Consider the following 23,065-nt stretch of genomic DNA (forward strand, 5'->3'; position numbering starts at 1 on the left):
CTTCCCTGGCAACAGAGCTTTACGATCCGAAAACCTTCATCACTCACGCGGCATTGCTCCGTCAGGCTTTCGCCCATTGCGGAAGATTCCCTACTGCTGCCTCCCGTAGGAGTCTGGGCCGTGTCTCAGTCCCAGTGTGGCCGATCACCCTCTCAGGTCGGCTACGCATCGTCGCCTTGGTGAGCCGTTACCTCACCAACTAGCTAATGCGCCGCAGGCCCATCCCCAAGTGACAGATTGCTCCGTCTTTCCAGTTCTCTTCAGGCGAAGAAAACAACTATTCGGTATTAGCTACCGTTTCCGGTAGTTGTCCCAAACTTGAGGGCAGGTTGCCTACGTGTTACTCACCCGTCCGCCGCTAACTATCAGAGAAGCAAGCTTCTCATCAAGTCCGCTCGACTTGCATGTATTAGGCATGCCGCCAGCGTTCGTCCTGAGCCAGGATCAAACTCTCCAATAAAGTATTGAAAAGAGCGATAAGCTCATTTTGAATCTGACGAGATTAAAAATCTCATTTGTGCTCCAGCCGATCCAAGCCAAGGCTTGTCTCAACTTTCGCGTTTATTCTGCAAGCAGAATGTTTACTCACTCGTTGTTCAGTTTTCAAAGATCAAACTTGTTTCGTTACCGAATGTCGTTCTCTTCAGCAACTTTTATATCTTATCACATCCGAACCAACTTTGCAAGCTCTTTTTTTAAGTTTCTTTCGAAGCTTATTTCATTCGCTTACCGCACCGTGTAAACCGTGTTTTCTTGGCCGGAATTAGAATATACCATGTACAGATTTTGATTGCAAGTCTTTTTTTGAATTTAAACTATCTATGATGATACTACTTGGACGTACATGTAGTATTCTCCCAATTTAGAATGTTTGTATGCACGTCCATATGTTTTTTATTGTTTAATATTTCGGACTGGAACCTTTCGGGGCCATAAACTATAGCTAAAGCTTATCAGAAAATCGATACCAAGTATGGTTCCCCACACCTTAATCAAATTATAGAAGACGGCTGTCCGTTCAGCATCATCAATCCACCATATCATGGCGAATAGAAATGCGCTGCCTATAGCCCAAGCCAAAAGATGTCTAAACCATCCACTACGCTCACGACTTGCATGTTCTTTGCCATATAACTTGCTACTACGAGGGTTCTCTCCGCCTTTGAACCAATATAGGAAGTATCGATCTGCCCAAGCAATCATCTGATGACCATAAGCAATACTTACCCCTATATACACCGCGGCAATACCATGAATCACGCTCGCTGTAGCTCCGCGCTGAAGATCCATCACTGTAGCTACCAGCAACAAGAGATCCACAATAGGTGTTGCCATCAACAAACCGATGCCTAATCTTTTCATACCAAGAAGATACCTGACACTCAAACCCGCAAACACAAACACCCAGAAGGCAATCTCACACCCTATAATGAAATAACCAATCATTTATCGTTCTCTCCTTTTATAATACAATTGTATTAAATACAATTTAGCACATTTGTATTATAATAATCAACAGTGATATAATCTTCCTATGCCTAAAATTGTTGATCATGATAAACAACGTGTGCTCGTGGCCGAAGCAGCTTGGCGTATTATACGAAGAGATGGTATGGAACAGGCCTCTGTTCGGAATATCGCTGAAGAAGCAGGAATTTCGGTCGGTTCGATGCGTCACTACTTTTCTACACAGTCGGAACTCTTACTATATGCTATGAATCTGGTATCCGAACGGGTATCCCATCGAGTCCAACAAATGTCCTTCACCGGCTCTCCCATGGACAATATGAAATGCCTATTGTTCGAATTCTTACCAAACACGGAAGAAAAACTGGCCGAAATGGAGGTGTGGTACGCTTTTACAGCCAGATCCAAAACGGATTCTACACTCAAGGAACTTGCCGATACAGTGTATGATGAACTCAGACAAGCTGTAGGCTCTGTTATCACTTACCTGATTAAGCTTGATCTCTCCAGACCTGATCTGGACAAAGAACTGGAGATCGAGAGATTGTATGCACTGGTGGATGGCTTGGGTATACATACTGTGCTTAGACCCGATCAGATGAATGCCAAGCTCATGGACGATATTCTCACCTTGCATCTTGCTTCCTTGTGTCGTTAAACAAAAAAAACCGCAGTACATTCGCTTTGACTAAAGCCTGTTACGATCACAGGAGTTAGTTCTGAATGTCTGACGGTTTTTCTTTTTATCCGATAATGATCCGGCCCTCCGGATGACGATACAGTTTCTTCTCTTTGCGCGGACGAAGGGCATACGCGATGGTTAATGGCCCAATCCGACCTACAAACATGGTAAAGGTGATAATGATTTTTCCCCAATTGGTCAACTCATCAGTTACTCCCACCGAAAGCCCCACCGTACCAATTGCCGATGCAGCTTCAAACATCAGTGAAAGGAATGGTGCATCCTCTGTCGTAAGCAGAAGCATCACCACGATCATGAATATGATCAGCGAAACCATAATAATGGTCAACGCCCGCATAAGCAGCTCCTTCGGGACACGTTGGCGGAAAAATACGATATCCTTATTCCCCCGAATCATGGCATACACTGCACCGATCATGATCAGGAATGTAGTCGTCTTGATTCCGCCCCCTGTCGATCCCGGGGAAGCCCCGATAAACATCAGCAGGATGAAGAAGAATTGGGTAGCCTGCCTCATCTCCGTGATATCGATGGTACTTGTTCCGGACGAACGTGTAGAGACAGACTGGAAGAAGGACGCATAGATCTTCTCGCTCCAGGTGAGTGAAGCCAGTGTGTGTCCGTTGGTGAATTCAAAAACAAACAGTACAACCGCTCCTATACCAATCAAAGCTCCCGACACAGACAGCACCAGTTTGGACTGCAGGGATAGACGCCGACGTTTGCGATACTCAAACAGATCATTTAACACAACAAAGCCAAGTCCACCAGAGACAACGAGCACAGAAGCGGTCAAATTGAATATCCAGTCTCCGGTGTAGTATTGAAAGCTGTTGCCGAACAAATCAAAACCGCCATTATTAAACAATGAAACGGAGTGGAATATTCCATAGTATACGGCCTGGCCAAACGGCATCTCCGTTGCCCAGCGCAGCGCCAGTATGACAGCAGCCACCCCTTCAATGGTAAAGGAGAAAATTAGCACCTTGCGGATAATGCGTACAATCCCTTCCATACTGTCTGCATTAATGGCTTCTTTGAGCAACAGCCTGTCCTTGAGCGAGATTCGCTTGCCCAATACTAGCGCAAAGAGGGTAGCCATGGTCATGAAGCCGAGTCCACCGAGCTGCATCAACACCATAATGACGATCTGACCAAACAAGTTAAACGTCGTCCCAACATCCACAACGACTAATCCAGTCACACATGCGGCAGAGGTTGATGTAAAGAGAGCATCAATAAACGCCAAATGCTCACCGCTTTGGTTGGAGATGGGCAACATGAGAAGCACCGTTCCAATCGCAATAATAAGCAGAAATCCGCCGACCAGGATTAACGGGGGTGATAAGAATTTGGCAAAGTGAAGCCTGAACTTCATGAAGGGCACCTCTTTTAACAAAATACGAACAGGTTAATCTAAACAAATGCAAGAAGCTGTGCTCCCATAGTGGCGCAATATGAACAGGAAGACCTACTGACAAACTTCCGTTTTAGCGCCTATGTAAACCTAAAGAGGAACTTGCCCCAGCATGATACTGAACGGCAGGTTCCTCTTCTATTATGAACGTATACTACGTTCCTTATTTAATCTTGTGTACGAGGACGCATGTGCGGGAAGAGCAGTACGTCACGAATAGACGGGGAGTTCGTAAGCAGCATGATCAGACGATCGATCCCGATTCCCAGTCCGCCTGTTGGCGGCATACCATACTCGAGCGCACGGATGAAGTCGTCATCCATCTCATGAGCCTCGTCGTTCCCATGTTCTTTCTCCAGCATCTGAGCTTCAAAACGCTGACGCTGATCGATTGGATCATTCAGCTCTGTGAAGGCATTGGCATGCTCGCGTCCAACGATGAACAACTCGAAGCGATCCGTGAAGCGTGGGTCCACATCGTTTTTCTTCGCCAGCGGTGAGATTTCAAGAGGATGTCCCATAATGAATGTCGGTTGAATCAACGTCTCTTCTACAAACTCTTCGAAGAATGCGTTCAGAATATGACCGAATGTCATATGCTTCTCCACCGGAACCTTATGCTCCTTCGCCAAGCTGTGTGCTTCCTCATCCGTCATGTGTACAGAGAAGTCTACGCCAACAACTTCCTTAACTGCATCCACCATCGTAACACGGCGCCACTGCGGTTTAAGATCCACTTCATAATCTCCATACTGAATCACTTGTGTGCCCAGTACTTCTTGTGCGATATGAGCAACCAAATTTTCCGTCAAATGCATGATATCTTTGTAGTCAGCATATGCCTCATACAATTCAATCATCGTGAACTCCGGATTGTGACGTGTGGACATACCTTCGTTTCGATATACACGGCCAATCTCATATACCTTCTCCAGTCCGCCAACAATCAGACGTTTCAGGTGAAGCTCAATCGCAATCCGCATGTACAGTTCCATATCTAGCGCATTGTGATGCGTGATGAACGGACGTGCTGCGGCTCCCCCGGCAATGGTATGCAACGTAGGTGTTTCCACTTCCAGATATCCAAGGGAATCGAGGTAACGACGCATCGATTGAATGATTTTGGAACGTGTGATGAAAGTCTGTTGTACGTCCGGGCTCATAATCAGGTCAACGTAACGCTGGCGGTAACGCAGCTCAACGTCCGTGAGACCATGGAATTTATCCGGAAGCGGATAGAGCGATTTGGACAGCACTTCAAGATCTTTAACTTTGACAGAAGTTTCACCTGTTTTGGTCTTAAAGATCACGCCTGTTACCCCAACAATGTCGCCAAGGTCCAGCAGGCTGAATGCCGCATACTTGTCTTCAGGCACGGTATCCTGACGAACATAGATCTGGATTCTGCCGCTCAGGTCCTGAATATGTGCGAAGCTTGCCTTACCCATTCCCCGCTTCGCCATAATCCGTCCGGCAATACTGACTTCGATGTGCTTCTCTTCCAGCTCTTCCTTGGTCAGTTCTTCATACTTCTTCAGAATGGAGCCGGCTTCTTCGGTACGTACGTATTTTTGGCCAAAAGGGTCGATTCCCAATTTGCGGAGCTCGTCCAATTTGTCACGGCGAATTTGTAAAAGCTCGCTAAGTTCGGTTTCCTGATTCAAGACTTCATCCGTCATGATCTGTATTCATCTCCTTATTTACATTGCAGGCATCGCGAGAGGACGCTATTCCTCAAATGTTGAAAAAGCTTCCCTAAGGAAGCTTTTGTTTACCGTGCCCAACTGCTTCGTTGCTATAGCTTTTTAATGTCTATAATTTTATATTGAATTACGCCAGCAGGCACACTTACATCAACAACTGTACCATTTTTCTTGCCCAGGATCGCTTTACCAACAGGGCTTTCGTTTGAGATCTTGTTCTGCAGCGGGTTAGATTCAGCAGAACCTACAATTGTATATTCTGTGATATCACCGAATTCCAAATCTTCCACAGTAACTGTTGCACCTACACTCACGACATCGGTGTCAATCTCATCACTGTTAATAATGCGTGCGTTCCGAAGCATTTTCTCCAAAGTAATAATACGACCTTCAATGAAGGCCTGTTCGTTCTTGGCATCCTCGTATTCAGAGTTCTCACTGATATCTCCATACCCGATGGCTACCTTAATCCGTTCAGCCACTTCGCGGCGCTTCACTGATTTCAATGTTTCCAGTTCTTCTTCCAGCTTCTTAAGTCCCTCTGGTGTAAGGATAACTTCCTTGTCGCTCATCTCAACCGATTCTCCTGTCATGGGAATAATTTGGATTGTACGGCAACGGAATCAGTTCTAATTACATAGCTCCGCCCGCATACATCTTCAAAACTATATGAAGTTCTCCAGAGAAATAGAATATTCCTCCTGATGACTAGCCTTTAATTAACGCACATGGCGAATTTATACTGTGAAAGTATAGGGGAACGATCTCGAAAAGTCAATGTTACGTCCTCTATAGCTGTAAACGTTTTACAGTCTTAATTAAGATGCATTTCCGGCAATTACCGGTTCTGACTCCAAATTACCTTCGCTTCTCAACTGACCCACAAAGTTCTCCAGAATCTGTACCATCTCATCCCGCTTGGTTCCTTCCATAATAACATCCTTGATGCGGGCAGATCCTTTCAAGCCTTTCAAATACCAAGCCAGATGTTTACGCATCTCCCGTACAGCAACCGTCTCGTTCTTGAGTGCGATCAGGCGATCCATATGAAGGATGGCAACACGGATCTTCTCTTCACCATTCGGGTCAGGAAGCAATTTACCCGTGCTTAAGTATTGAATGGTACGATACAGCATCCATGGATTACCCAGGGCGGCACGACCAATCATAACTCCGTCACAACCTGTTTCATCCAGCATACGGCGTGCATCCTCTGGAGTATGGACATCACCATTGCCGATCACGGGAATAGAGACCGCCTCTTTTACATCTTTGATGTGTGACCAGTCAGCTGTCCCTGTATAGAGTTGCTCACGCGTACGACCGTGTACACTTACCGCCTGTCCACCAGCACGTTCAACCGCGAGCGCATTCTCAACCGCGAAGATATGCTCGTTATCCCAGCCGATACGCATCTTGACCGTCACCGGCTTCTCGACCGCGTCCACGACAGCGGATACCATCTCATAGATTTTATTCGGATCAAGCAACCAACGTGCACCTGCATCACATTTCGTCACTTTTGGCACAGGGCATCCCATGTTGATGTCGATGATGTCTGCATTCGTTTCTTTGTCCACGATTTTGGCTGCTTCTACAAGGGAATCACGATCTCCCCCAAAAATCTGAAGGCTCAGCGGTTTCTCACGCTCATCTACAAACAACATCTCGCGTGTACGCTGATTACCATGGACGATGGCTTTGCCACTCACCATCTCCGCGCATACGAGGCCTGTTCCGAATTCTTTTGCGATCAAACGAAAAGCCGGATTACATACGCCAGCCATCGGCGCAAGTACGACCTGGTTTTTCATTTCAATGCCACCAATGTTAAGCACGGTAGTCGTTCCACTCCTTTTTTAATTCTGTATATATCACGATATAAAGATCGATCGATGTCTCTGTTGTTGTAGCTAGACGAAAACAAAACGGTCTTACTTGCCCTGCAACTCCTCGATACTGATCGCCAGCACTCCGGCAATTCGATCCAACTCTTGCGGTGTTACCTTACGGTTTCCCCGCTCAATAGTTCCCAGAATGGCCAGCGAGATGCCGGTCTCGGCAGCAAGTTCATGTTGTGTTAAACCTTTCAGCTTCCGGAATGCCCGGATTCGATTGGCCAATTGCATGTTTTCCAAAGCTGTATTCCATCCTTTCCATCCAGTACAGACAACGATGAGTGTACAAAGGTATATAGACCTGATTCCTCGCCCTCCGGTACGATATCCGACAGCGGTACCAGCACAAAAGCCCGTTCGCCCATACGGGGATGAGGCAATTGTAGCAATTCGGTATCTCTCGTCTCCCCGTGCATCCAGAGCAGGTCCAGATCAACAGTGCGCGGTCCCCAGCGAATATCACGAACACGACCGAGTCGGTTCTCGATATCCAATAATTCCGTGAGCAACTGCTCCGGTGTCAGCATCGCCTTTACGGCGACTGCCATATTCAGAAAAGCGGGCTGATCTACATATCCTACAGGTTCCGTCTCATATAGCGCAGAACAGCGCAGAACGGATATATGAGGGTGTTCATCCAGCAAAGACAATGCTTCAAGCAGCGTCTGTTCCCGGTCACCCAAATTGGCCCCTAAAGCAATATAAGCCTCTGAAAATTCAGAGGTCGAATGTGCAATCATGATCGGTTCTCACTTTCTTGTGCGGCGAAGCTCTACCGTTACGCCCTCAAAATGAATATCGAATGGGGGATGTGGCTTCGTCACCTTGACTGTCAATGCATTGATAATAGTATAAGTGTCTAGTAAAGAAGATGCAATATGTTCGCCCAAAGCTTCAATTAACTGGAATGATTTATTTTCAACAATCTGTTTTACCAGCTCATGGATCTCTGCGTAGTTGATCGTTTTGGTCAGATCATCGTTACGTCCAGCCTCACTGAGGTCCATATCAATCTCCAGATCAATATAGTACCGCTGCCCAAGCTTCCGTTCTTCTGCAAAAACGCCATGATATCCGTAATACTCCATACGGTGCAATACCATTCTATCCATACGATCCGCCTGCCCTCTATATATATTGAAATTTTAATCTATTTGAAGTTCTCCCTTTGCTTCGCCTTTGAAAAACGCTGCGCTTCCACTGGACAGGTCACTCGGACCCGCCAGCATTATTTCCTCCGTATACCCGGAGAAGCATACAACATGGCATCACACATGTCTGCCGTCCGCCGAATCGGCTTCACATCATGAACCCGAACCATCTGGCAGCCTTGGGCAATGCCGAATGCAACGGTTGCAGCCGTTCCTTCCAGCGCGTCATCCGCAGTGACATCCAGGGTGTTCTGGATGAATCTTTTGCGTGAGGTGGCTAACAGCACGGGATATCCCATTTCATTGAGCAAACCGAGTGATGACATGAGTGCCAGATTTTCCTTCAGATCCTTCACAAAACCAATGCCGGGGTCCAGGATAATCTGATCTGCTTTCACTCCGGCTGTTAACGCAATCTGTATGCTCTCCTGCAAATCGCTCACGACATCACTCAGATAATCGGTATAATCTCTCTCCTGCCGATTATGCATCAGAATGATGGGACACCCGAGCTCTGCTGCCGTGCGGGCCATATCTGGGTCTGCCTTGGCACCCCACACATCATTAATGATATGGGCACCCGCTAGAATAGCTTGACGCGCAACATCAGCCTTATACGTGTCCACCGATATTGGAATGTGCGGGGCTTGCTGATGTAATGCTTCGATAACCGGAATGATCCGGCTCAGCTCTTCATCGGCATTGACGACTGCTGAACCAGGTCTGGTGGACTCCCCACCGATATCAATCAGGTCCGCCCCGTCCTCCATCATCTGCTTGGCATGGGTAACCGCCCGCTCCACGTTGGTATAACGTCCACCATCCGAGAACGAGTCAGGCGTGACGTTAAGAATGCCCATGATCTGTGTTCTTGTACCCAGCTTCAACTCAGCTGGCCCCCATGCATAGTTCCGTTCATAGATGACAGGTGTAAGTGTCATGAAGTATACCCCGCTTTCTGCCGGTACATACCCAGAAGGACTGCTGTAACCGGGCCTATATGTCCGTTGCTGATTATCGTTTCGATTCCTTCCTGATCACGCAGAGTTGTAACCGGAACCAGTTCAGCCACCGAGCCGGTTAAAAATATTTCATCGGCTTGCAGGAGATCCTCCCAAGCCGCTAGCGTTTCTATGCAGGGAATTCCTTGCTGCATAGCGATCTCAAGTACCACGGCTCTCGTGATGCCCGGCAGAATGCCGGTTGAGAGCGCTGGCGTGTAGAGCACATTTTCCCGTACCCAAAATACATTACTCACAATACCCTCAGCGACATGACCATCACGGGTTAATTGTAGCCCTTCTGCCCCCTGCACATACTGCCCGTACCGGTTCAGCTCCCGTTTCGCCAGAATGTTGTTCATGTAATGGAGCGACTTGAACCGCACTTCTCCTTCAGGCGTGTTGCGAGGTGTAGACAACCGTTGAAGCATTTTGCCGCTCTCATATAAAGAGGGAGAAGGTTCAGGTAATGCTTTTGCCAGTACAATATGATTCGGCTTCGAATAATCACCAGAAGGTAAGCCTAGCGGTGCTTCACCGGCTGATACCGTGTATCGCACATACGCATCCTGAAGTCCGTTCGCATCCATCAAGCGTTGAATCCAATCTGTCACCTCTGCCGCAGTCGTTATGAAAGGAATGCCCAGTTCTTCACACCCTGAAGCCATCCGCTCCAGATGCCGTTCCAGCAGATAAGGAACCCCCTGATACGTCCGAAACGTCTCAAACAACCCAAGTCCGTACAAAAAGCCGTGATCCGTTACAGGAACCACGGCTGCCGCCATATTGACCAACTCTCCGTTTATCGCGGCATATTGCATGTTATACCTTCACCTGTTGGGACAGGAAGTTGCGAAGCATCTGATGTCCGTGGTCTGTAATAATGGATTCCGGGTGGAATTGCACCCCTTCAATCGCATATTCTTTGTGACGTAGACCCATAATTTCACCTTCAGCTGTCTCCGCTGTAATCTCCAGGCAGTCAGGCAAGCTGCTGCGCTCCACAATCAGGGAGTGATAACGGGTAGCTGTGAATGGGGAAGGTAATCCGGCAAATACAGATGTTCCATTATGGTGCATCTCGGATGTTTTGCCATGCATCATGCGCTCCGCACGAATAACATTGCCACCAAACGCTTGTCCAATGGACTGATGTCCCAGACACACACCAAAGATCGGAATGCTTCCCTTGAAGTGATCGATGACTGCCAGACTGATGCCCGCTTCATTCGGTGTACAAGGACCCGGAGAAATCAGAATATGATCAGGCGCCAATGCCTCTATACCTGCCAAATCAATCTCATCGTTGCGGCGAACTTCCACCGTCTCACCCAGTTCACCCAGATATTGAACCAGGTTGTACGTGAAGGAATCGTAATTGTCGATAACCAGTATCATATGCCTGCTCCTCCTCATCTTCCGTCAACGCAAGTGACGGTTGCTTCGTTTTATTTTAGTTTAGTTTAACAGCTTCCGTTCGTTTCGCTTGTTCTTGTTCGACAGCTCTGTCCGCTTTCGCCTCTTCGCTGTAGTTCACAGCTCTCATCATCGCTCTTGCCTTGTTGCGGCATTCCTTGTATTCCCGATATGGGTCGGAATCAATAACAATACCTGCACCAGCTTGTACATAACCAATACCATCCTTGATGGCAAGCGTACGAATGACGATGTTCAATTCCATATTTCCACTGTAATCCATCCAACCGATGGAACCCGTATAAGGCCCACGCCGCACAGGCTCAAGCTCCTCGATAATCTCCATGGTACGCACTTTGGGCGCTCCTGTAATCGTCCCACCCGGGAATGTCGCAGCGATCACATCAAATACGGATAACCCTTCTGCCAGCCTGCCTTCCACTTGGGAAACGAGATGCATGACATGGGAATACTTCTCGATGGTCATCAATTCAGGCACATGAACCGAACCGTAGGCCGCAATCCGTCCGATATCATTACGTTCCAGATCAACGAGCATAATATGCTCTGCCCGTTCCTTCTCACTGCTGAGCAGTTCATCCGCCATAGCTTTATCCTCTGCTTCATCACGGCCCCTTCTTCGGGTCCCTGCGATGGGACGTGCACTGACTTTGCCATTCTCCACTTTGACCAGAAGTTCGGGAGACCCGCTTACCAGTTGGAAGTCCGGGCTACGCAGCATACCCATATACGGTGATGGATTCACAAGACGCAGCCATTCATAAATATGCTCAGCGCTTGAATGAAGCCGCTTTTCCTGTCTTAAGGACAGATTCACCTGGAACACATCACCCTGCCTGATATATTCCTGTACCGTGCGTACAGCCTTTTCAAAGTCTTCCTGTGGAAAGGAGGTTTCCCACCCTTCGGATTCCCTTTCCGCATCCTCAGGCTGCGGGGTACGATTGACCTGCCTATTGCGGCGTTCCAGCGCCTGCTGTTGTTCTTCGGCCTGTGCAAATCCCATAATATGAAGCCATCGTTGCTGCATCGCTGTCGCTCGTGCTTCGGCCACTGCATATAGACCACGGATATCGGTTTCGTTCTGATTAGGCTCTATAGCCAGATGAACCATGCAGAAAAGCGCCTGTTGCTGATGGTCGTACGCCCATATTTCTTCAAAACGCATCCACCAATAATCCGGCAGAGCCGGGTTATCTTCAGCCAAAGCTGGAAGCTTCTCCAACGATCTTGCTACATCATAGCTGAGATAACCTGCGTAGCCACCCCCAAAGTCTGGGGCCCCAGTAACTTTAGGTGCGCTATAAGGCGCTGTCCATCTCTTCAATACATCAAGCGGCTTGCCGCTGTCTGTCGAGGTGGTTCCTTGCGTCACATCATGAATAACCGCTTCTTGACCCTTGCCGGAAATAACAGATACGGGGTCCAGACCCAGAAATGTATATCTTCCGCCTTTGCCATTCTCCAGCACAATTGCGTATGGTGACGCCTGCTGCCAGGCTGCCTCCCACGATAACGGTAAACCGCCATGATACGGTCCCTCATCCGACTTCGTGATATAGGGCATCATGGTCCAGCCTTGTCCAGCCCACTCCATCCAGTCGGCGTATGTTGTCATCAGGTGTGTCATTGCGGTTTGCCGCCCTCCATCTGTCGCTAGTTCTATTGTCTGATAGTATACTAAAGCGCCGCCCCTTTTAAAAGCATTACGCCAAAAATCCTCCATACCCGTCATACGGGCAAGGAGGATTGGTTTTGTCATTTGTAGGCTTAGGCTTCGAAGTTGTAGAGTGGTGTGCTGAGGTAACGTTCGCCGTTACTTGGCACGATCACGACAACGCGTTTGCCTTCACCCAACTGTTTCGCAACCTGAAGACCTGCACGGATTGCCGCACCGGAAGAAATACCAGACAAAATGCCCTCTTCCTTCGCTACCTGACGAGCCGTCTCGAATGCATCATCATTCTCAATGTGAATGATCTCATCATAGATTTCCTGATCCAGAATCTCAGGGATAAAGTTGGCACCAATCCCTTGGATCTTATGAGGTCCTGGTTTGCCGCCCGCCAGAATTGGCGACGCTGCTGGCTCAACTGCAACAATTTTAACACCAGGGAAAGCTTCTTTCAGCACTTCACCTGTTCCTGTAATTGTTCCACCTGTACCGATTCCCGCAATGAAAGCATCCAACGTACCGCCCACAGATTGGATCGCGTCAACAATCTCAGGGCCAGTCGTTTCACGGTGGATCTTCACGTTAGCTTTATTTTTAAATTGCTCAGCCATGAAATAGGATGGGTTTTCCTTCAGCAGTTCTTCAGCTTTTTTAACAGCACCATTCATACCTTCGGCTCCCGGTGTAAGCACAAGCTCAGCACCATACGCACGAAGCAAGTTGCGACGCTCCAAGCTCATCGTCTCAGGCATTACAATAACGGACTTGTAGCCTTTGGCTGCAGCCACCATCGCGAGTCCGATTCCTGTGTTACCACTTGTTGCTTCGATAATGGTATCACCTGGTTTCAGCTTGCCTTCTTTTTCCGCTTCTTCCACAATGCTAATTGCGATACGGTCTTTCACGCTTGAACCTGGATTCTGGTACTCCAGCTTCACGAATACTTCAGCACTGCCTTCAGGTACGATACGGTTCAGACGAACAAGCGGAGTACCTCCGATGAGTTCTGTTACGTTATTAACTACTTTAGCCATATGAATGCCCTCCTTAGTGGATGAATAAAACTTGAGTCCTGTTAACCTATACTGTGCGGCCGATAGCCTCTGGATGTTATAGAAGAACTGCGGAAATCCTGTTGATCCTATCCCTTACTGCTAAGATTTCTAGACAGGGCGGAGGTTTCCGAAAGTTTCTTTGTTCATAAATAACGCTTTTATATCCGAGTAAACGAGTAGGTATTTATTATTTTCATCTTATCAACGTTAACCCTTATTGTCAATATGAGTACTCAAAAAAAATACTCTGCCTTCGGCCCTAAGACCGCAGACAGAGTATTTTTATCAAGATGCAGTAGTACGAGACAATCTTTTCCATTGCATTCAGGAGGCAGGAATCTCGGACAGGATCACGGCTTCATACTTGTTGCGCAGCATTTGCTCTACCTGCGGCAACGGATCAGCCTGACTCAGAGCCAGTTGCATTCGAATCTCCTCACGGACCTCTTCGGCCGACTGCACCTGGCGTTCTTCTTTATCATTAAGTCTGATAATAGCATAGCCCTCTTCCACTTGAACTGGACCAGCCATATCTCCTATATCCAGCCCGGCAGCGAGTTGAAGGATTTCTTCTGACTGGAATGGATCATTGCGCTCAATCCATCCCAGCCTGCCACCAACATCACGAGAGAAGCTGTCTGTCGATTGACTGCGGGCAGCTGCTTCAAAATCTTCCCCCTTCTCCAACGCATACAGTAAGGAATCGGCTTCCTCCTCTTCCTTCACTACGATGATGGACAAGTCATATTTCTCGGGGGAAACGTAATCCTCACGGTGTTCAGTCCAGTAATGCTCAATATCTGCATCCTTGATCTGTATGCCGATCGTTGCGATTTTCTCAAGCAGTAGCCTATAGCCAGCTTCCAATTCAAGCTCCTGTTTCGACAAGCCCAACTGGGACTTCATTTCATCAAAATACGATTTCTCTGAATCGTACCCATCCATCGCGGCCGCAAGTTCTCTTGCAATCTCTTGGGGAGTGACGATCAGCTTGCGTTCAATTGCTTCGGCATATACTGCTTTACGGTTTAACATCTGGAGTAATAACTCACTGCCGTAACGTCGTTTCAGCGCATCGGTCCACTCTTTGTCCGTGATGACTTCTCCGTTGATCGTCGCTACGGTGCTTCCTTCTTCCGTATTGGCATCATGGGATGCATCTGCCTCGTCTTTGCCCTGTCTGAGACCATGCATAGCCATCACCGTTCCCATAACCAGCATGCCCAGCGTCAAGACAATTACAGCTGTCCACAACCCTTTTTCCTGTCTTGTCATTCCGCATCCCGTCCCCGCATAGATCAGTTCTTGGCTTGCTCTAGGATGGTCTCAAGTTGTTCTTTGTTAAAGTCATAAGCTTCATTACAGAATTGGCAAACTACTTCAGCACGGCCCTCTTCTTCAATTAATTGCTCCATCTCCGTTTGGCCCAGGCTGATTAGCGTCTTCTCTACCCGCTCACGTGAACACTCACAGCTGAATTGAATATCCAACCCTTCCATCACCTGTACATCCGGTAGTAACCGGCGAAGCAACTCTTCCAGTTCAAGTCCCTGATCCAGCAACGTTGTCACTGGTGGCAACGTACCAATGGCATTTTCGATCGCTGTGATCTCTTGATCTGTCAATCCCGGTAACAGCTGCATAATGAATCCGCCTGCGACAATAACGGAATTATCCGTATCGACGAGCACACCAACGCCTACAGCAGAAGGAGTCTGCTCCGATTGGGCAAAATAGTAAGTAAAGTCTTCGCCCAGTTCTCCTGAGATAATAGGCACACTGCCACGGTATGGCTCTTTCAATCCCAAATCTTTCGTTATGTTGATGAAGCCTTCGGTTCCAACTGCGCCTGCAACGTCCAGTTTTCCCACACTATTGCTTGGCAGATGTACATGCGGATTAGAAACATACCCCCGCACCTCACCTTTCGCATTGGCATCAGCTACAATCTGTCCAATGGGGCCATCACCGTTGACTTGTATCGTTAGCTTCTCATCACCTTTGAGCATCGCACCCATAATAGCTGCTGTTGTAACCGTACGCCCCATGGCAGCTGTAGCCGTGGGAAACGTATCATGTCTTCTGCGTAGTTCCTCAACCAGTTGTGTCGTCTGGACAGCAAAGGCTCTTACCTTTCCATTCATTGCTGTACCACGAATTAACCGGTCATGCTTGTTGTTGTTTTCCAAGTCATTCAGCCTCCTTTGGCGTATCGCCATAATAGTAATAACACAGAAAAAACGGCACAACACTTAAGCTGTAATCTCAGCCGCTGTATGCCGTCTTTATGCTCACCTTTCCCGGTTCCGCTCATATATAATACGCAGCCCTTCAAGCGTAAGCAGCGGATCAACTTCCTCTATACTACGGGTTTCTTCCGCGATTAGTGTAGCGAGACCACCCGTTGCAATGACTCTGGGCTTAGCTCCCATTTCTTCGCGAATGCGCTCTACAATACCATCTACCTGTCCTGCATAGCCATAGATAATGCCCGCTTGCATCGCATGAATAGTATTACGCCCAATGACCTTCTTGGGTTTCTCCAGCTCAATACGAGGCAGCTTGGACGCCCGCTCGTAGAGTGCTTCGGTGGCAATGTGAATTCCAGGTACAATGGCTCCCCCCAGATAATGACCTTTCTCGTCAATACAGTCAAACGTCGTTGCAGTACCGAAATCGACCACGACGAGAGGGCCGCCATACTTCTCAACGGCTGCCACTGCATTAACAATGCGATCTGCACCCACTTCACGTGGATTCTCGTATCGCAGGTTCAGGCCGGTTTTGATACCAGGCCCAACGAGTAACGGTTTTTTGCCCACATATTTCTCACACATCGCTTCGATCACATTCACCAGTGGCGGAACCACAGATGAGATGATGACACCTTCGATGTCGCTTGCCCTGATGCCGGACATATGAAATAAATTATAAATCAATACGCCGTATTCATCCACTGTTGACTGACGTGATGTACTCAGACGAAAGTGGTGCAGCAACTCCCGGCCTTGATATACGCCGAGCACCATATTGCTGTTCCCCACGTCTACAACTAGAATCAAAGAGGTTCACCCCTCTTTCTTTTCATTTAAATCCAGGCTGATATCCAGGCTCTCAAAAGAATAGGTTAACCTGCCAACCGAAATTACATCCACACCGCTCTCTGCAATTCCACGAATGGTCTGGAGAGAGACGTTACCTGATGCTTCAACCTTCACATGCGGAGCCCGTTCACGAATAAGCTCAACTGCTTCACGCATCCGCTCTGGATGCATGTTATCCAGCATAATGATATCTGCCCCGGCTTGCAAGGCTTCTCTCACCTGCTCCATATTCTCCGTCTCCACTTCAATCGTCATCGTATGTGGAATAACGGTTCGCGCACGCTGTACCGCTTCGGTAATTCCGCCTGCGCCCTTGATGTGGTTATCCTTGATCATAACGGCGTCGTAGAGTCCAAAACGATGATTCGCTCCGCCACCCACGCGTACCGCGTATTTCTCAAGTAACCTGTGACCAGGCGTTGTCTTACGTGTATCCACCAACCTGGTCTCAAGACCATCCAGCACATCCACGTAGGTACGCGTACGCGTAGCAATTCCCGACATACGCTGCAGCAAGTTGAGTGCCAGTCGTTCCCCCGTAAGCAGTGAGTGTGTACTTCCCTCTACCTCAGCCAGAATCGTGCCATGCTTAACCTTGTCTCCGTCAGTTACCTTTGGTGTAAATACAAGACCAGGATCGACTACCTGAAATACGAGTTCGGCTACGGTCATGCCTGCAATAATACCATTGTCTTTGGCATGTATAATGGCTTTGGATTGGTTTCCTGCTGGGATCGTTACACTGGTTGTAACGTCACCTGCACCAACATCTTCCCGAAGCCAGTTTTTAATTGATTCGATAAGCCCATCATTATATCCGTTCAGTATCATGACATTAATTCCTCCACAATCGCTTGTTCTCGCTGCTGCAGACTATGCTTCTGCCACACGATATCGTCACGTGCCGGGAAGTCCTCTCGATAGTGAGCTCCCCGACTCTCCTCGCGGTGTAATGCTCCGCTAGTGACTAACCAGGCACAGGTCAGAAGGTTGGCATACTCCAGCTCTTCCTTATGGGTAAGTGTCTGATCAAAAAATTGCAATTCCTGTTGCAGCTTGTCCATAGCCTTCTGCAGGTTCTCACCATTCCGGCGCAAGCCTACCTGACGAACCATCATTTTCTGTAGTCGTAAGCGTCTTTCCGATATTGGCTTTTGCTCTTTCATAATCTTGCTATTCATATCCACAGATGCAGTCGCAGTTCCTCTTACTTGTAATGAACCAAGCGAAGGAAGAGATCGAATGCGATCAACAATTCTCCGGCCAAATACAATCGCTTCTGACAAGGAATTGCTTGCCAGACGGTTAGCTCCATGCACTCCTGTAGAAGACACCTCACCACAAGCGAATAACCGGGAGATGCTGCTCTCTCCGCTAAGATCCGTTTTCACTCCGCCCATCATGTAATGGGCAGCAGGTGCAACGGGAATCCAGTCCGTTGTCATATCCAATCCATAACGCATACAAGTCTCATATATGGTAGGGAATCGATGCTTGATCATTTCTGGCTGTTCGTGTGTAATGTCCAAATACACAAAAGTGCTGTTGGTAGACTCCATCTCGCTAACAATCGCTCGTGCCACGATATCGCGTGGTGCCAGTTCAAGCTGGGCATGGTATCGATCCATGAAGCGTTCGCCCTTCACATTGCGTAAATATGCTCCTTCGCCACGTACGGCTTCTGACACAAGAAACCGTGGCGCACCCGGATAACAAAGAGATGTGGGGTGGAACTGGATAAATTCCATGTCACGAACGATAGCCCCAGCCCTGTAGGCCATGGCTACACCATCGGCAGTAGCTACATCCGGATTCGTCGTGTATCGGTACAGTTGTCCTGCCCCACCAGAGCAGAGAACGGTTGCCTGTGCCTTCACGAACACCTTCGATCCATCATCCTTCTGTATCAGAGCGCCGATGCATTCCCCTCGATCTCGATCCGTAATCAGATCAATAACAAAATGCTCATCCCATACTTCAATTCCGGGGTGTTCATTCACTTCGACCGCAAGCGCACGTACAATCTCATATCCCGTTGCATCCCCGTTGGCATGCAAAATACGGCGGTGGCTGTGCGCACCTTCCTGCGTCAACGCCAACTCGCCGTTCTCCAGGTCAAACAACGTACCCAGACGAATCAGTTCCTTCACTCCGTCCGGACCCTCATTCACCAATACTTCTACCGCCTCGGAGCGGCACAAGCCCGCTCCTGCTACAAGTGTGTCCTGCGAGTGGTAAGCAGGCGAATCATCTTCAGCAATAACCGCAGCGATGCCTCCCTGCGCATACCTGGTGTTACTTTCAAGTAATGACTTCTTCGTGATCATTAATACGCGTTGTTGCTCACTTGCCTTAATGGCGGTGAACAAACCAGCAATTCCTGAGCCTATAACCAGTACATCCGTCTCTACCATAGGTAGCGCAGACAGATCGAAATCAACTAAATATTGCGGTATCATGTTATTCACCTGTCTTGGAGCAAGAGTAGCGCATTCTACTTCACCAATAACATGCGCTCTAGTGATTCTCTGGCTTTGTCGGCAACGGCCGGTGGCACATAGATTTGCGGCTTCATCGTTTCCAGGCATTTAACCAGTTTCTTCAAGTTGTTCACCTTCATGTTGGGACATACGAGGAACTTGGTCGCAAAATGAAACTGTTTATCCGGACTATCCAGACGCAGCTGATATCCGGTACCATCTTCGGTACCTACGATAAATTCTTTCGCTGATGAATTTTTGCAATACTCCAGAATGGCTGTTGTACTGCCTACAAAATCACCCATCTCTACAACCTCAGGGCGACACTCTGGATGGACAACAAACTCAGCATTCGGATGCTTGGCTCTCATCTCCACCACATCTTTGACTGTGAGCATATCGTGCGTGTTGCAGTAACCTTCCCAGATAATCATTTTTTTGTCTGTATGCTGCTGCACATAATGTCCCAGATTTTTATCCGGTACCCAGATAATTTCGTCAGAATCCACCGATTGAATAACCCGGACCGCATTCGCCGATGTACAACAGATGTCGGTCTCTGCTTTGATCTCAGCCGAGGAATTGATATACGTAACCACCTTGGCATTAGGGTGTTGTGCTTTCAATTTGCGTAGTCCATCCACATTTACCATATCTGCCATCGGGCAACCCGCACGCTCATCCGGGATAATAACGGTTTTGTTGGGCGCCAGAATTTTAGCGCTTTCACCCATAAAGTGAACACCACAGAATACGATCACATCTGCATCTGTTTGTGCTGCCTTCTGGGCTAATAGAAACGAATCTCCACGGAAGTCAGCAACCTCCTGTACCTCGTCACGTTGGTAATAATGGGCAAGAATAATGGCATTACGTTCCTTCTTCAACTCCATAAGCCGCTCACGCAGCTCGCGGTTCATCTCAGCCTTGCGCTCTAAAGCCAGAGCTTCCACCTCTGATCCTCTCCTTTATCGGGACAGCGTCATGCGCTGTTTCGTAGGGCTATCCTAAGTCGTTATGTTCGCTTGAGAAACGAATCACAAGCGGTTTAACAACTAATTTACACAACGTTCACGACTCTGTCAATAAATGAAAAAGGCCCAGAACTGCACCGTAACCACCCGTTTACTAACTGGTTCGCCATCTAACTCCCGTTTATCTTTATCTATCCGTTTTTAAAATAATGGACAAAAAAAGAGAGCCCGCGGGCTCTCTTGATTTCACCTGCTGTCCTAGCCAGATGTAATATTCATTAAGACGTTGGCTTCGTTCCGCCATCATCCGGGTTATTGTTATTACCCTTTTCCAGATTCGGAGCTTCGTTCGGAATATCTCCGGCTGGTGGCTCAGGCGTTTCATCTTTACCTTGAATGCGAACACGAACATCACCGATGTTGTCGATGATTGGCTCTCCGCCTTCAGTTGGCGTACCTTCACCATCATTGTCATTCTCTGCTTTTGGCGTCAAAGAACCTGTTTCGATCAATTGCTTGATCTGATCCATTTCCAAAGTCTCTACCTCAAGCAAAGTTTGAGCGATCAGATGCATCTCTTTTGAATGTTTAACAAGCAAGTCCTTACATTTCTCATAACATTCATTGATAAAGCGTTGCATTTCCTGATCAATCTCGTAAGCAATGGAATCTGAGTAATTCTGTTCATGACCGATATCCCGACCAAGGAATACCTGTCCTTGTGAACTTCCGAATTGCATAGGTCCCAATTTCTCACTCATACCGTATTCCATAACCATGCTGCGAACAATCCCTGTCGCTTGCTGGAAGTCACTGTATGCACCAGTACCAATTTCTCCGATGAACAATTCTTCAGCTACACGACCTCCGAGGAGTCCGGTTACTTTATCCAACAATTCTTGCTTGGTAACCAGCATACGGTCTTCTTTTGGCAACATGATTACATATCCACCCGCACGTCCGCGCGGAATAATGGTCACTTTATGTACCATATCAGCATGTTCGAGGAAGTATCCTACAATGGTATGACCTGCTTCGTGATAAGCAACGATGCGTTTCTCGCGATCACTGATGACACGGCTTTTCTTCTCCGTACCGACGATGACACGGTCAATCGCTTCGTCAACTTCTTTCATGGAAATATCTTTACGGTTACGACGTGCTGCAAGCAATGCCGCTTCGTTCAAGAGGTTTTCCAAATCTGCACCAGAGAAACCTGTTGTACGCTTCGCGATAATATCCATCTTCACATCTTTGGTCAGTGGTTTATTACGGGAATGTACTTTCAGGACAGCTTCACGACCTCTTACATCAGGGCGGTCAACCGTAATTTGACGGTCAAAACGTCCTGGACGCAGCAAGGCAGGGTCCAAAATATCTGCACGGTTCGTTGCGGCTACGATGATAATACCTTCGTTAGCTCCGAAACCGTCCATTTCAACGAGCAACTGGTTGAGTGTTTGCTCACGCTCATCGTGACCACCACCAAGACCAGCACCACGCTGACGACCTACAGCATCAATCTCATCGATAAAGATGATACATGGCGCATTTTTCTTCGCATTTTCAAACAAATCACGTACACGTGATGCACCGACACCGACAAACATTTCAACGAAGTCGGAACCTGAAATACTGAAGAATGGTACACCTGCTTCACCGGCAACGGCACGAGCGAGCAACGTTTTACCAGTACCTGGAGGACCTACGAGCAATACGCCCTTAGGAATCCGTGCACCTACTGCCGCAAATTTACGAGGATCCTTAAGGAAGTCTACAACCTCAACAAGTTCCTGTTTCTCTTCGTCAGCACCCGCAACATCTTCAAACGTAACCCGCTTCTTCTCTTCGTTATAGAGACGAGCACGGCTTTTACCAAAGTTCATTACTTTACCGCCGCCGCCTTGAGCCTGATTGAACAGGAAGAAGAACAGCAGGAACATAATGATCAAAGGGATAAAGGAAGTCAGCAACGTCAACCAGATGCTGTCACCTTTCATTGGCTCCTGATGATATTGGAAATTGTTAGTTTCACTTGCAGCTACAAGTTCACTAATTGCCTCATCCGTAGGAGGAATATACGTTGAGAAATTTTCTGATTTGGCGCCATCAGGTGCCTTCTTGTATTGACCGGTCACGAGGTACGTTTGACCGTTGAATTGAACCGTCAATTCAGAGACATTGTTGGCTTTGATCGCTGTGCGCAACTGATCATATCTAGGATTATCGGTGGCTTCGCCGCCATTGCTGACGAACTGGACTATCCCCACCACAACTAAAAAAAGAATCAAATAAAAACCAGAATTCCGGATGAACCGATTCATCCCCTACCTCCTCTCGAGACACTTTAATTATTTTAACATAGCCCGACATGGCTTCTCAACAGAAGCCAAGAACAGCTCAAGGCTTGGGTCGGGCAGGATATTAGCTACTGTAGACTTCCGGCTTCAAAATCCCGATATAGGGCAGGTTCCGGTACTTCTCGGCAAAATCCAAACCGTAACCAACGATGAACGCGTCAGGAATGTCAAAGCCTGTGTAATGAGCTTCCAACTCCACTTTACGGCCTGAAGGCTTGTCGAACAGCGTAACCACACGCACCGATTCGGCACCGCGGTTCTCTAGCAGTTCAATCAGGTAGCTGAGTGTAAGTCCGCTGTCGATAATATCTTCGACAATCAGGACTTCCCGTCCTTCAACGGATACATCCAGATCCTTAATGATTTTGACAACACCTGATGACTTGGTGGAAGCGCCATAACTGGATACCGCCATAAAATCCATTTCAACAGGTACCGTTATGTTTTTAACCAAATCAGCCATAAATATAAACGCACCCTTGAGCACACAAATGACCAAAGGATTGCGATTTGCATATTCGGCACTTAGTGTTGCGCCTAATTCCTTGACTTTACTCTGAATTTCTTCTTCACTGATCAATACTTCCTGAATGTCGTTCTGCAACTGTGCGAACCCCCTAAGTTATACTATGAAAGCCTT

The 23,065-nt window shown here is 47.8% G+C and carries 22 protein-coding genes and 1 rRNA gene; 1 reads left to right on the plus strand and 22 read right to left on the minus strand.

All coding sequences use genetic code 11. The annotated features are described in order from the left end of the window. Positions 1 to 460, minus strand: a 16S ribosomal RNA gene (locus tag PAHA3_RS28880); the annotation flags it as partial. A gap of 434 nt (positions 461 to 894) precedes the next feature. Next, positions 895 to 1,446, minus strand: coding sequence for a hypothetical protein (locus PAHA3_RS28885; RefSeq protein WP_062838063.1), 552 nt, complete (start codon positions 1,444 to 1,446; stop codon positions 895 to 897). 88 nt (positions 1,447 to 1,534) lie between these two features. On the opposite strand from PAHA3_RS28885, the gene PAHA3_RS28890 reads away from it, so the two are divergent. Continuing rightward, positions 1,535 to 2,125, plus strand: a complete 591-nt coding sequence (locus PAHA3_RS28890; protein ID WP_062838064.1) for a TetR/AcrR family transcriptional regulator — start codon at positions 1,535 to 1,537, stop codon at positions 2,123 to 2,125. Between the two features lie 85 nt (positions 2,126 to 2,210). On the opposite strand, the gene PAHA3_RS28895 is transcribed toward PAHA3_RS28890, so the two are convergent. The 20 genes from PAHA3_RS28895 to hpt form a co-directional block, all read right to left on the minus strand. Continuing rightward, complete coding sequence (locus PAHA3_RS28895; RefSeq protein ID WP_062838065.1) at positions 2,211 to 3,548, minus strand: TrkH family potassium uptake protein; 1,338 nt, start codon at positions 3,546 to 3,548, stop codon at positions 2,211 to 2,213. A 206-nt stretch (positions 3,549 to 3,754) separates the two neighbouring features. Beyond that, on the minus strand, positions 3,755 to 5,266 hold the full coding sequence (gene lysS, locus PAHA3_RS28900) for a lysine--tRNA ligase (protein WP_062838066.1): 1,512 nt from the start codon (positions 5,264 to 5,266) through the stop codon (positions 3,755 to 3,757). 116 nt (positions 5,267 to 5,382) lie between these two features. Continuing rightward, on the minus strand, positions 5,383 to 5,862 hold the full coding sequence (gene greA / locus PAHA3_RS28905) for a transcription elongation factor GreA (protein ID WP_062838067.1): 480 nt from the start codon (positions 5,860 to 5,862) through the stop codon (positions 5,383 to 5,385). Between the two features lie 246 nt (positions 5,863 to 6,108). After that, the gene (dusB, locus tag PAHA3_RS28910) at positions 6,109 to 7,128 is read right to left on the minus strand and encodes a tRNA dihydrouridine synthase DusB (RefSeq protein ID WP_062838068.1); all 1,020 of its coding nucleotides are present in this window, start codon (positions 7,126 to 7,128) and stop codon (positions 6,109 to 6,111) included. Between the two features lie 96 nt (positions 7,129 to 7,224). Next, positions 7,225 to 7,419: a helix-turn-helix domain-containing protein gene (locus tag PAHA3_RS28915; protein WP_235599598.1), complete on the minus strand. Its 195-nt coding sequence runs from the start codon at positions 7,417 to 7,419 to the stop codon at positions 7,225 to 7,227. Further along, a complete protein-coding gene (folK, locus tag PAHA3_RS28920; RefSeq protein ID WP_062838070.1) occupies positions 7,380 to 7,928 on the minus strand; it encodes a 2-amino-4-hydroxy-6-hydroxymethyldihydropteridine diphosphokinase in 549 nt (182 codons plus the stop codon). Before folK ends, PAHA3_RS28915 begins: the two co-directional genes overlap by 40 nt. A gap of 9 nt (positions 7,929 to 7,937) precedes the next feature. Beyond that, positions 7,938 to 8,300 carry a dihydroneopterin aldolase gene (gene folB, locus PAHA3_RS28925; protein ID WP_062838071.1) on the minus strand — a complete coding sequence of 121 codons (363 nt, stop codon included), beginning with the start codon at positions 8,298 to 8,300 and terminating at the stop codon, positions 7,938 to 7,940. A gap of 116 nt (positions 8,301 to 8,416) precedes the next feature. Further along, positions 8,417 to 9,280: a dihydropteroate synthase gene (gene folP / locus PAHA3_RS28930; protein WP_062838072.1), complete on the minus strand. Its 864-nt coding sequence runs from the start codon at positions 9,278 to 9,280 to the stop codon at positions 8,417 to 8,419. After that, positions 9,277 to 10,161: an aminotransferase class IV gene (locus PAHA3_RS28935; protein ID WP_062838073.1), complete on the minus strand. Its 885-nt coding sequence runs from the start codon at positions 10,159 to 10,161 to the stop codon at positions 9,277 to 9,279. The genes folP and PAHA3_RS28935 overlap by 4 nt, the downstream gene beginning before the upstream one ends. Before the next feature lies 1 nt (position 10,162). Beyond that, positions 10,163 to 10,738, minus strand: a complete 576-nt coding sequence (gene pabA, locus PAHA3_RS28940; RefSeq protein ID WP_036606106.1) for an aminodeoxychorismate/anthranilate synthase component II — start codon at positions 10,736 to 10,738, stop codon at positions 10,163 to 10,165. A gap of 55 nt (positions 10,739 to 10,793) precedes the next feature. After that, positions 10,794 to 12,407: an anthranilate synthase component I family protein gene (locus PAHA3_RS28945; protein WP_062838074.1), complete on the minus strand. Its 1,614-nt coding sequence runs from the start codon at positions 12,405 to 12,407 to the stop codon at positions 10,794 to 10,796. A gap of 140 nt (positions 12,408 to 12,547) precedes the next feature. Then, the gene (gene cysK / locus PAHA3_RS28950; protein ID WP_062838075.1) at positions 12,548 to 13,486 is read right to left on the minus strand and encodes a cysteine synthase A; all 939 of its coding nucleotides are present in this window, start codon (positions 13,484 to 13,486) and stop codon (positions 12,548 to 12,550) included. Between the two features lie 345 nt (positions 13,487 to 13,831). Then, positions 13,832 to 14,782: a peptidyl-prolyl cis-trans isomerase gene (locus tag PAHA3_RS28955; protein ID WP_062838076.1), complete on the minus strand. Its 951-nt coding sequence runs from the start codon at positions 14,780 to 14,782 to the stop codon at positions 13,832 to 13,834. A 23-nt stretch (positions 14,783 to 14,805) separates the two neighbouring features. Continuing rightward, positions 14,806 to 15,696 carry an Hsp33 family molecular chaperone HslO gene (gene hslO / locus PAHA3_RS28960; RefSeq protein WP_268801836.1) on the minus strand — a complete coding sequence of 297 codons (891 nt, stop codon included), beginning with the start codon at positions 15,694 to 15,696 and terminating at the stop codon, positions 14,806 to 14,808. Between the two features lie 102 nt (positions 15,697 to 15,798). Continuing rightward, a complete protein-coding gene (locus PAHA3_RS28965) occupies positions 15,799 to 16,569 on the minus strand; it encodes a type III pantothenate kinase (RefSeq protein ID WP_062838078.1) in 771 nt (256 codons plus the stop codon). A 6-nt stretch (positions 16,570 to 16,575) separates the two neighbouring features. Continuing rightward, a complete protein-coding gene (gene nadC, locus PAHA3_RS28970) occupies positions 16,576 to 17,442 on the minus strand; it encodes a carboxylating nicotinate-nucleotide diphosphorylase (protein ID WP_062838079.1) in 867 nt (288 codons plus the stop codon). Beyond that, positions 17,439 to 19,070, minus strand: coding sequence for an L-aspartate oxidase (gene nadB / locus PAHA3_RS28975; protein ID WP_062838080.1), 1,632 nt, complete (start codon positions 19,068 to 19,070; stop codon positions 17,439 to 17,441). Before nadB ends, nadC begins: the two co-directional genes overlap by 4 nt. Before the next feature lie 35 nt (positions 19,071 to 19,105). After that, entirely contained in the window at positions 19,106 to 20,044 is a 939-nt protein-coding gene (nadA, locus tag PAHA3_RS28980) for a quinolinate synthase NadA (protein WP_017691350.1), read from the minus strand. Positions 20,045 to 20,343: 299 nt separating this feature from the next. Then, entirely contained in the window at positions 20,344 to 22,389 is a 2,046-nt protein-coding gene (gene ftsH, locus PAHA3_RS28985) for an ATP-dependent zinc metalloprotease FtsH (RefSeq protein ID WP_062838081.1), read from the minus strand. A gap of 100 nt (positions 22,390 to 22,489) precedes the next feature. Continuing rightward, positions 22,490 to 23,029: a hypoxanthine phosphoribosyltransferase gene (hpt, locus tag PAHA3_RS28990; protein ID WP_017691352.1), complete on the minus strand. Its 540-nt coding sequence runs from the start codon at positions 23,027 to 23,029 to the stop codon at positions 22,490 to 22,492. Between the last annotated feature and the right edge of the window lie 36 nt (positions 23,030 to 23,065).

The organism is Paenibacillus amylolyticus (assembly GCF_001570725.1).
In the GTDB taxonomy this organism is placed as follows: Bacteria; Bacillota; Bacilli; order Paenibacillales; family Paenibacillaceae; genus Paenibacillus; species Paenibacillus amylolyticus_A.

Bases quoted from the DNA above. Each gene is read 5' to 3' on its own strand.
- PAHA3_RS28885 (WP_062838063.1), bottom strand. From the start codon at position 1,446: ATGATTGGTTATTTCATTATAGGGTGTGAGATTGCCTTCTGGGTGTTT.
- PAHA3_RS28890 (WP_062838064.1), top strand. From the start codon at position 1,535: ATGCCTAAAATTGTTGATCATGATAAACAACGTGTGCTCGTGGCCGAA.
- PAHA3_RS28895 (WP_062838065.1), bottom strand. From the start codon at position 3,548: ATGAAGTTCAGGCTTCACTTTGCCAAATTCTTATCACCCCCGTTAATC.
- lysS (WP_062838066.1), bottom strand. From the start codon at position 5,266: ATGACGGATGAAGTCTTGAATCAGGAAACCGAACTTAGCGAGCTTTTA.
- greA (WP_062838067.1), bottom strand. From the start codon at position 5,862: ATGAGCGACAAGGAAGTTATCCTTACACCAGAGGGACTTAAGAAGCTG.
- PAHA3_RS28915 (WP_235599598.1), bottom strand. From the start codon at position 7,419: ATGCAATTGGCCAATCGAATCCGGGCATTCCGGAAGCTGAAAGGTTTA.
- folK (WP_062838070.1), bottom strand. From the start codon at position 7,928: ATGATTGCACATTCGACCTCTGAATTTTCAGAGGCTTATATTGCTTTA.
- folB (WP_062838071.1), bottom strand. From the start codon at position 8,300: ATGGATAGAATGGTATTGCACCGTATGGAGTATTACGGATATCATGGC.
- folP (WP_062838072.1), bottom strand. From the start codon at position 9,280: ATGACACTTACACCTGTCATCTATGAACGGAACTATGCATGGGGGCCA.
- PAHA3_RS28935 (WP_062838073.1), bottom strand. From the start codon at position 10,161: ATGCAATATGCCGCGATAAACGGAGAGTTGGTCAATATGGCGGCAGCC.
- pabA (WP_036606106.1), bottom strand. From the start codon at position 10,738: ATGATACTGGTTATCGACAATTACGATTCCTTCACGTACAACCTGGTT.
- PAHA3_RS28945 (WP_062838074.1), bottom strand. From the start codon at position 12,407: ATGACACACCTGATGACAACATACGCCGACTGGATGGAGTGGGCTGGA.
- cysK (WP_062838075.1), bottom strand. From the start codon at position 13,486: ATGGCTAAAGTAGTTAATAACGTAACAGAACTCATCGGAGGTACTCCG.
- PAHA3_RS28955 (WP_062838076.1), bottom strand. From the start codon at position 14,782: ATGACAAGACAGGAAAAAGGGTTGTGGACAGCTGTAATTGTCTTGACG.
- nadC (WP_062838079.1), bottom strand. From the start codon at position 17,442: ATGATACTGAACGGATATAATGATGGGCTTATCGAATCAATTAAAAAC.
- nadB (WP_062838080.1), bottom strand. From the start codon at position 19,070: ATGATACCGCAATATTTAGTTGATTTCGATCTGTCTGCGCTACCTATG.
- ftsH (WP_062838081.1), bottom strand. From the start codon at position 22,389: ATGAATCGGTTCATCCGGAATTCTGGTTTTTATTTGATTCTTTTTTTA.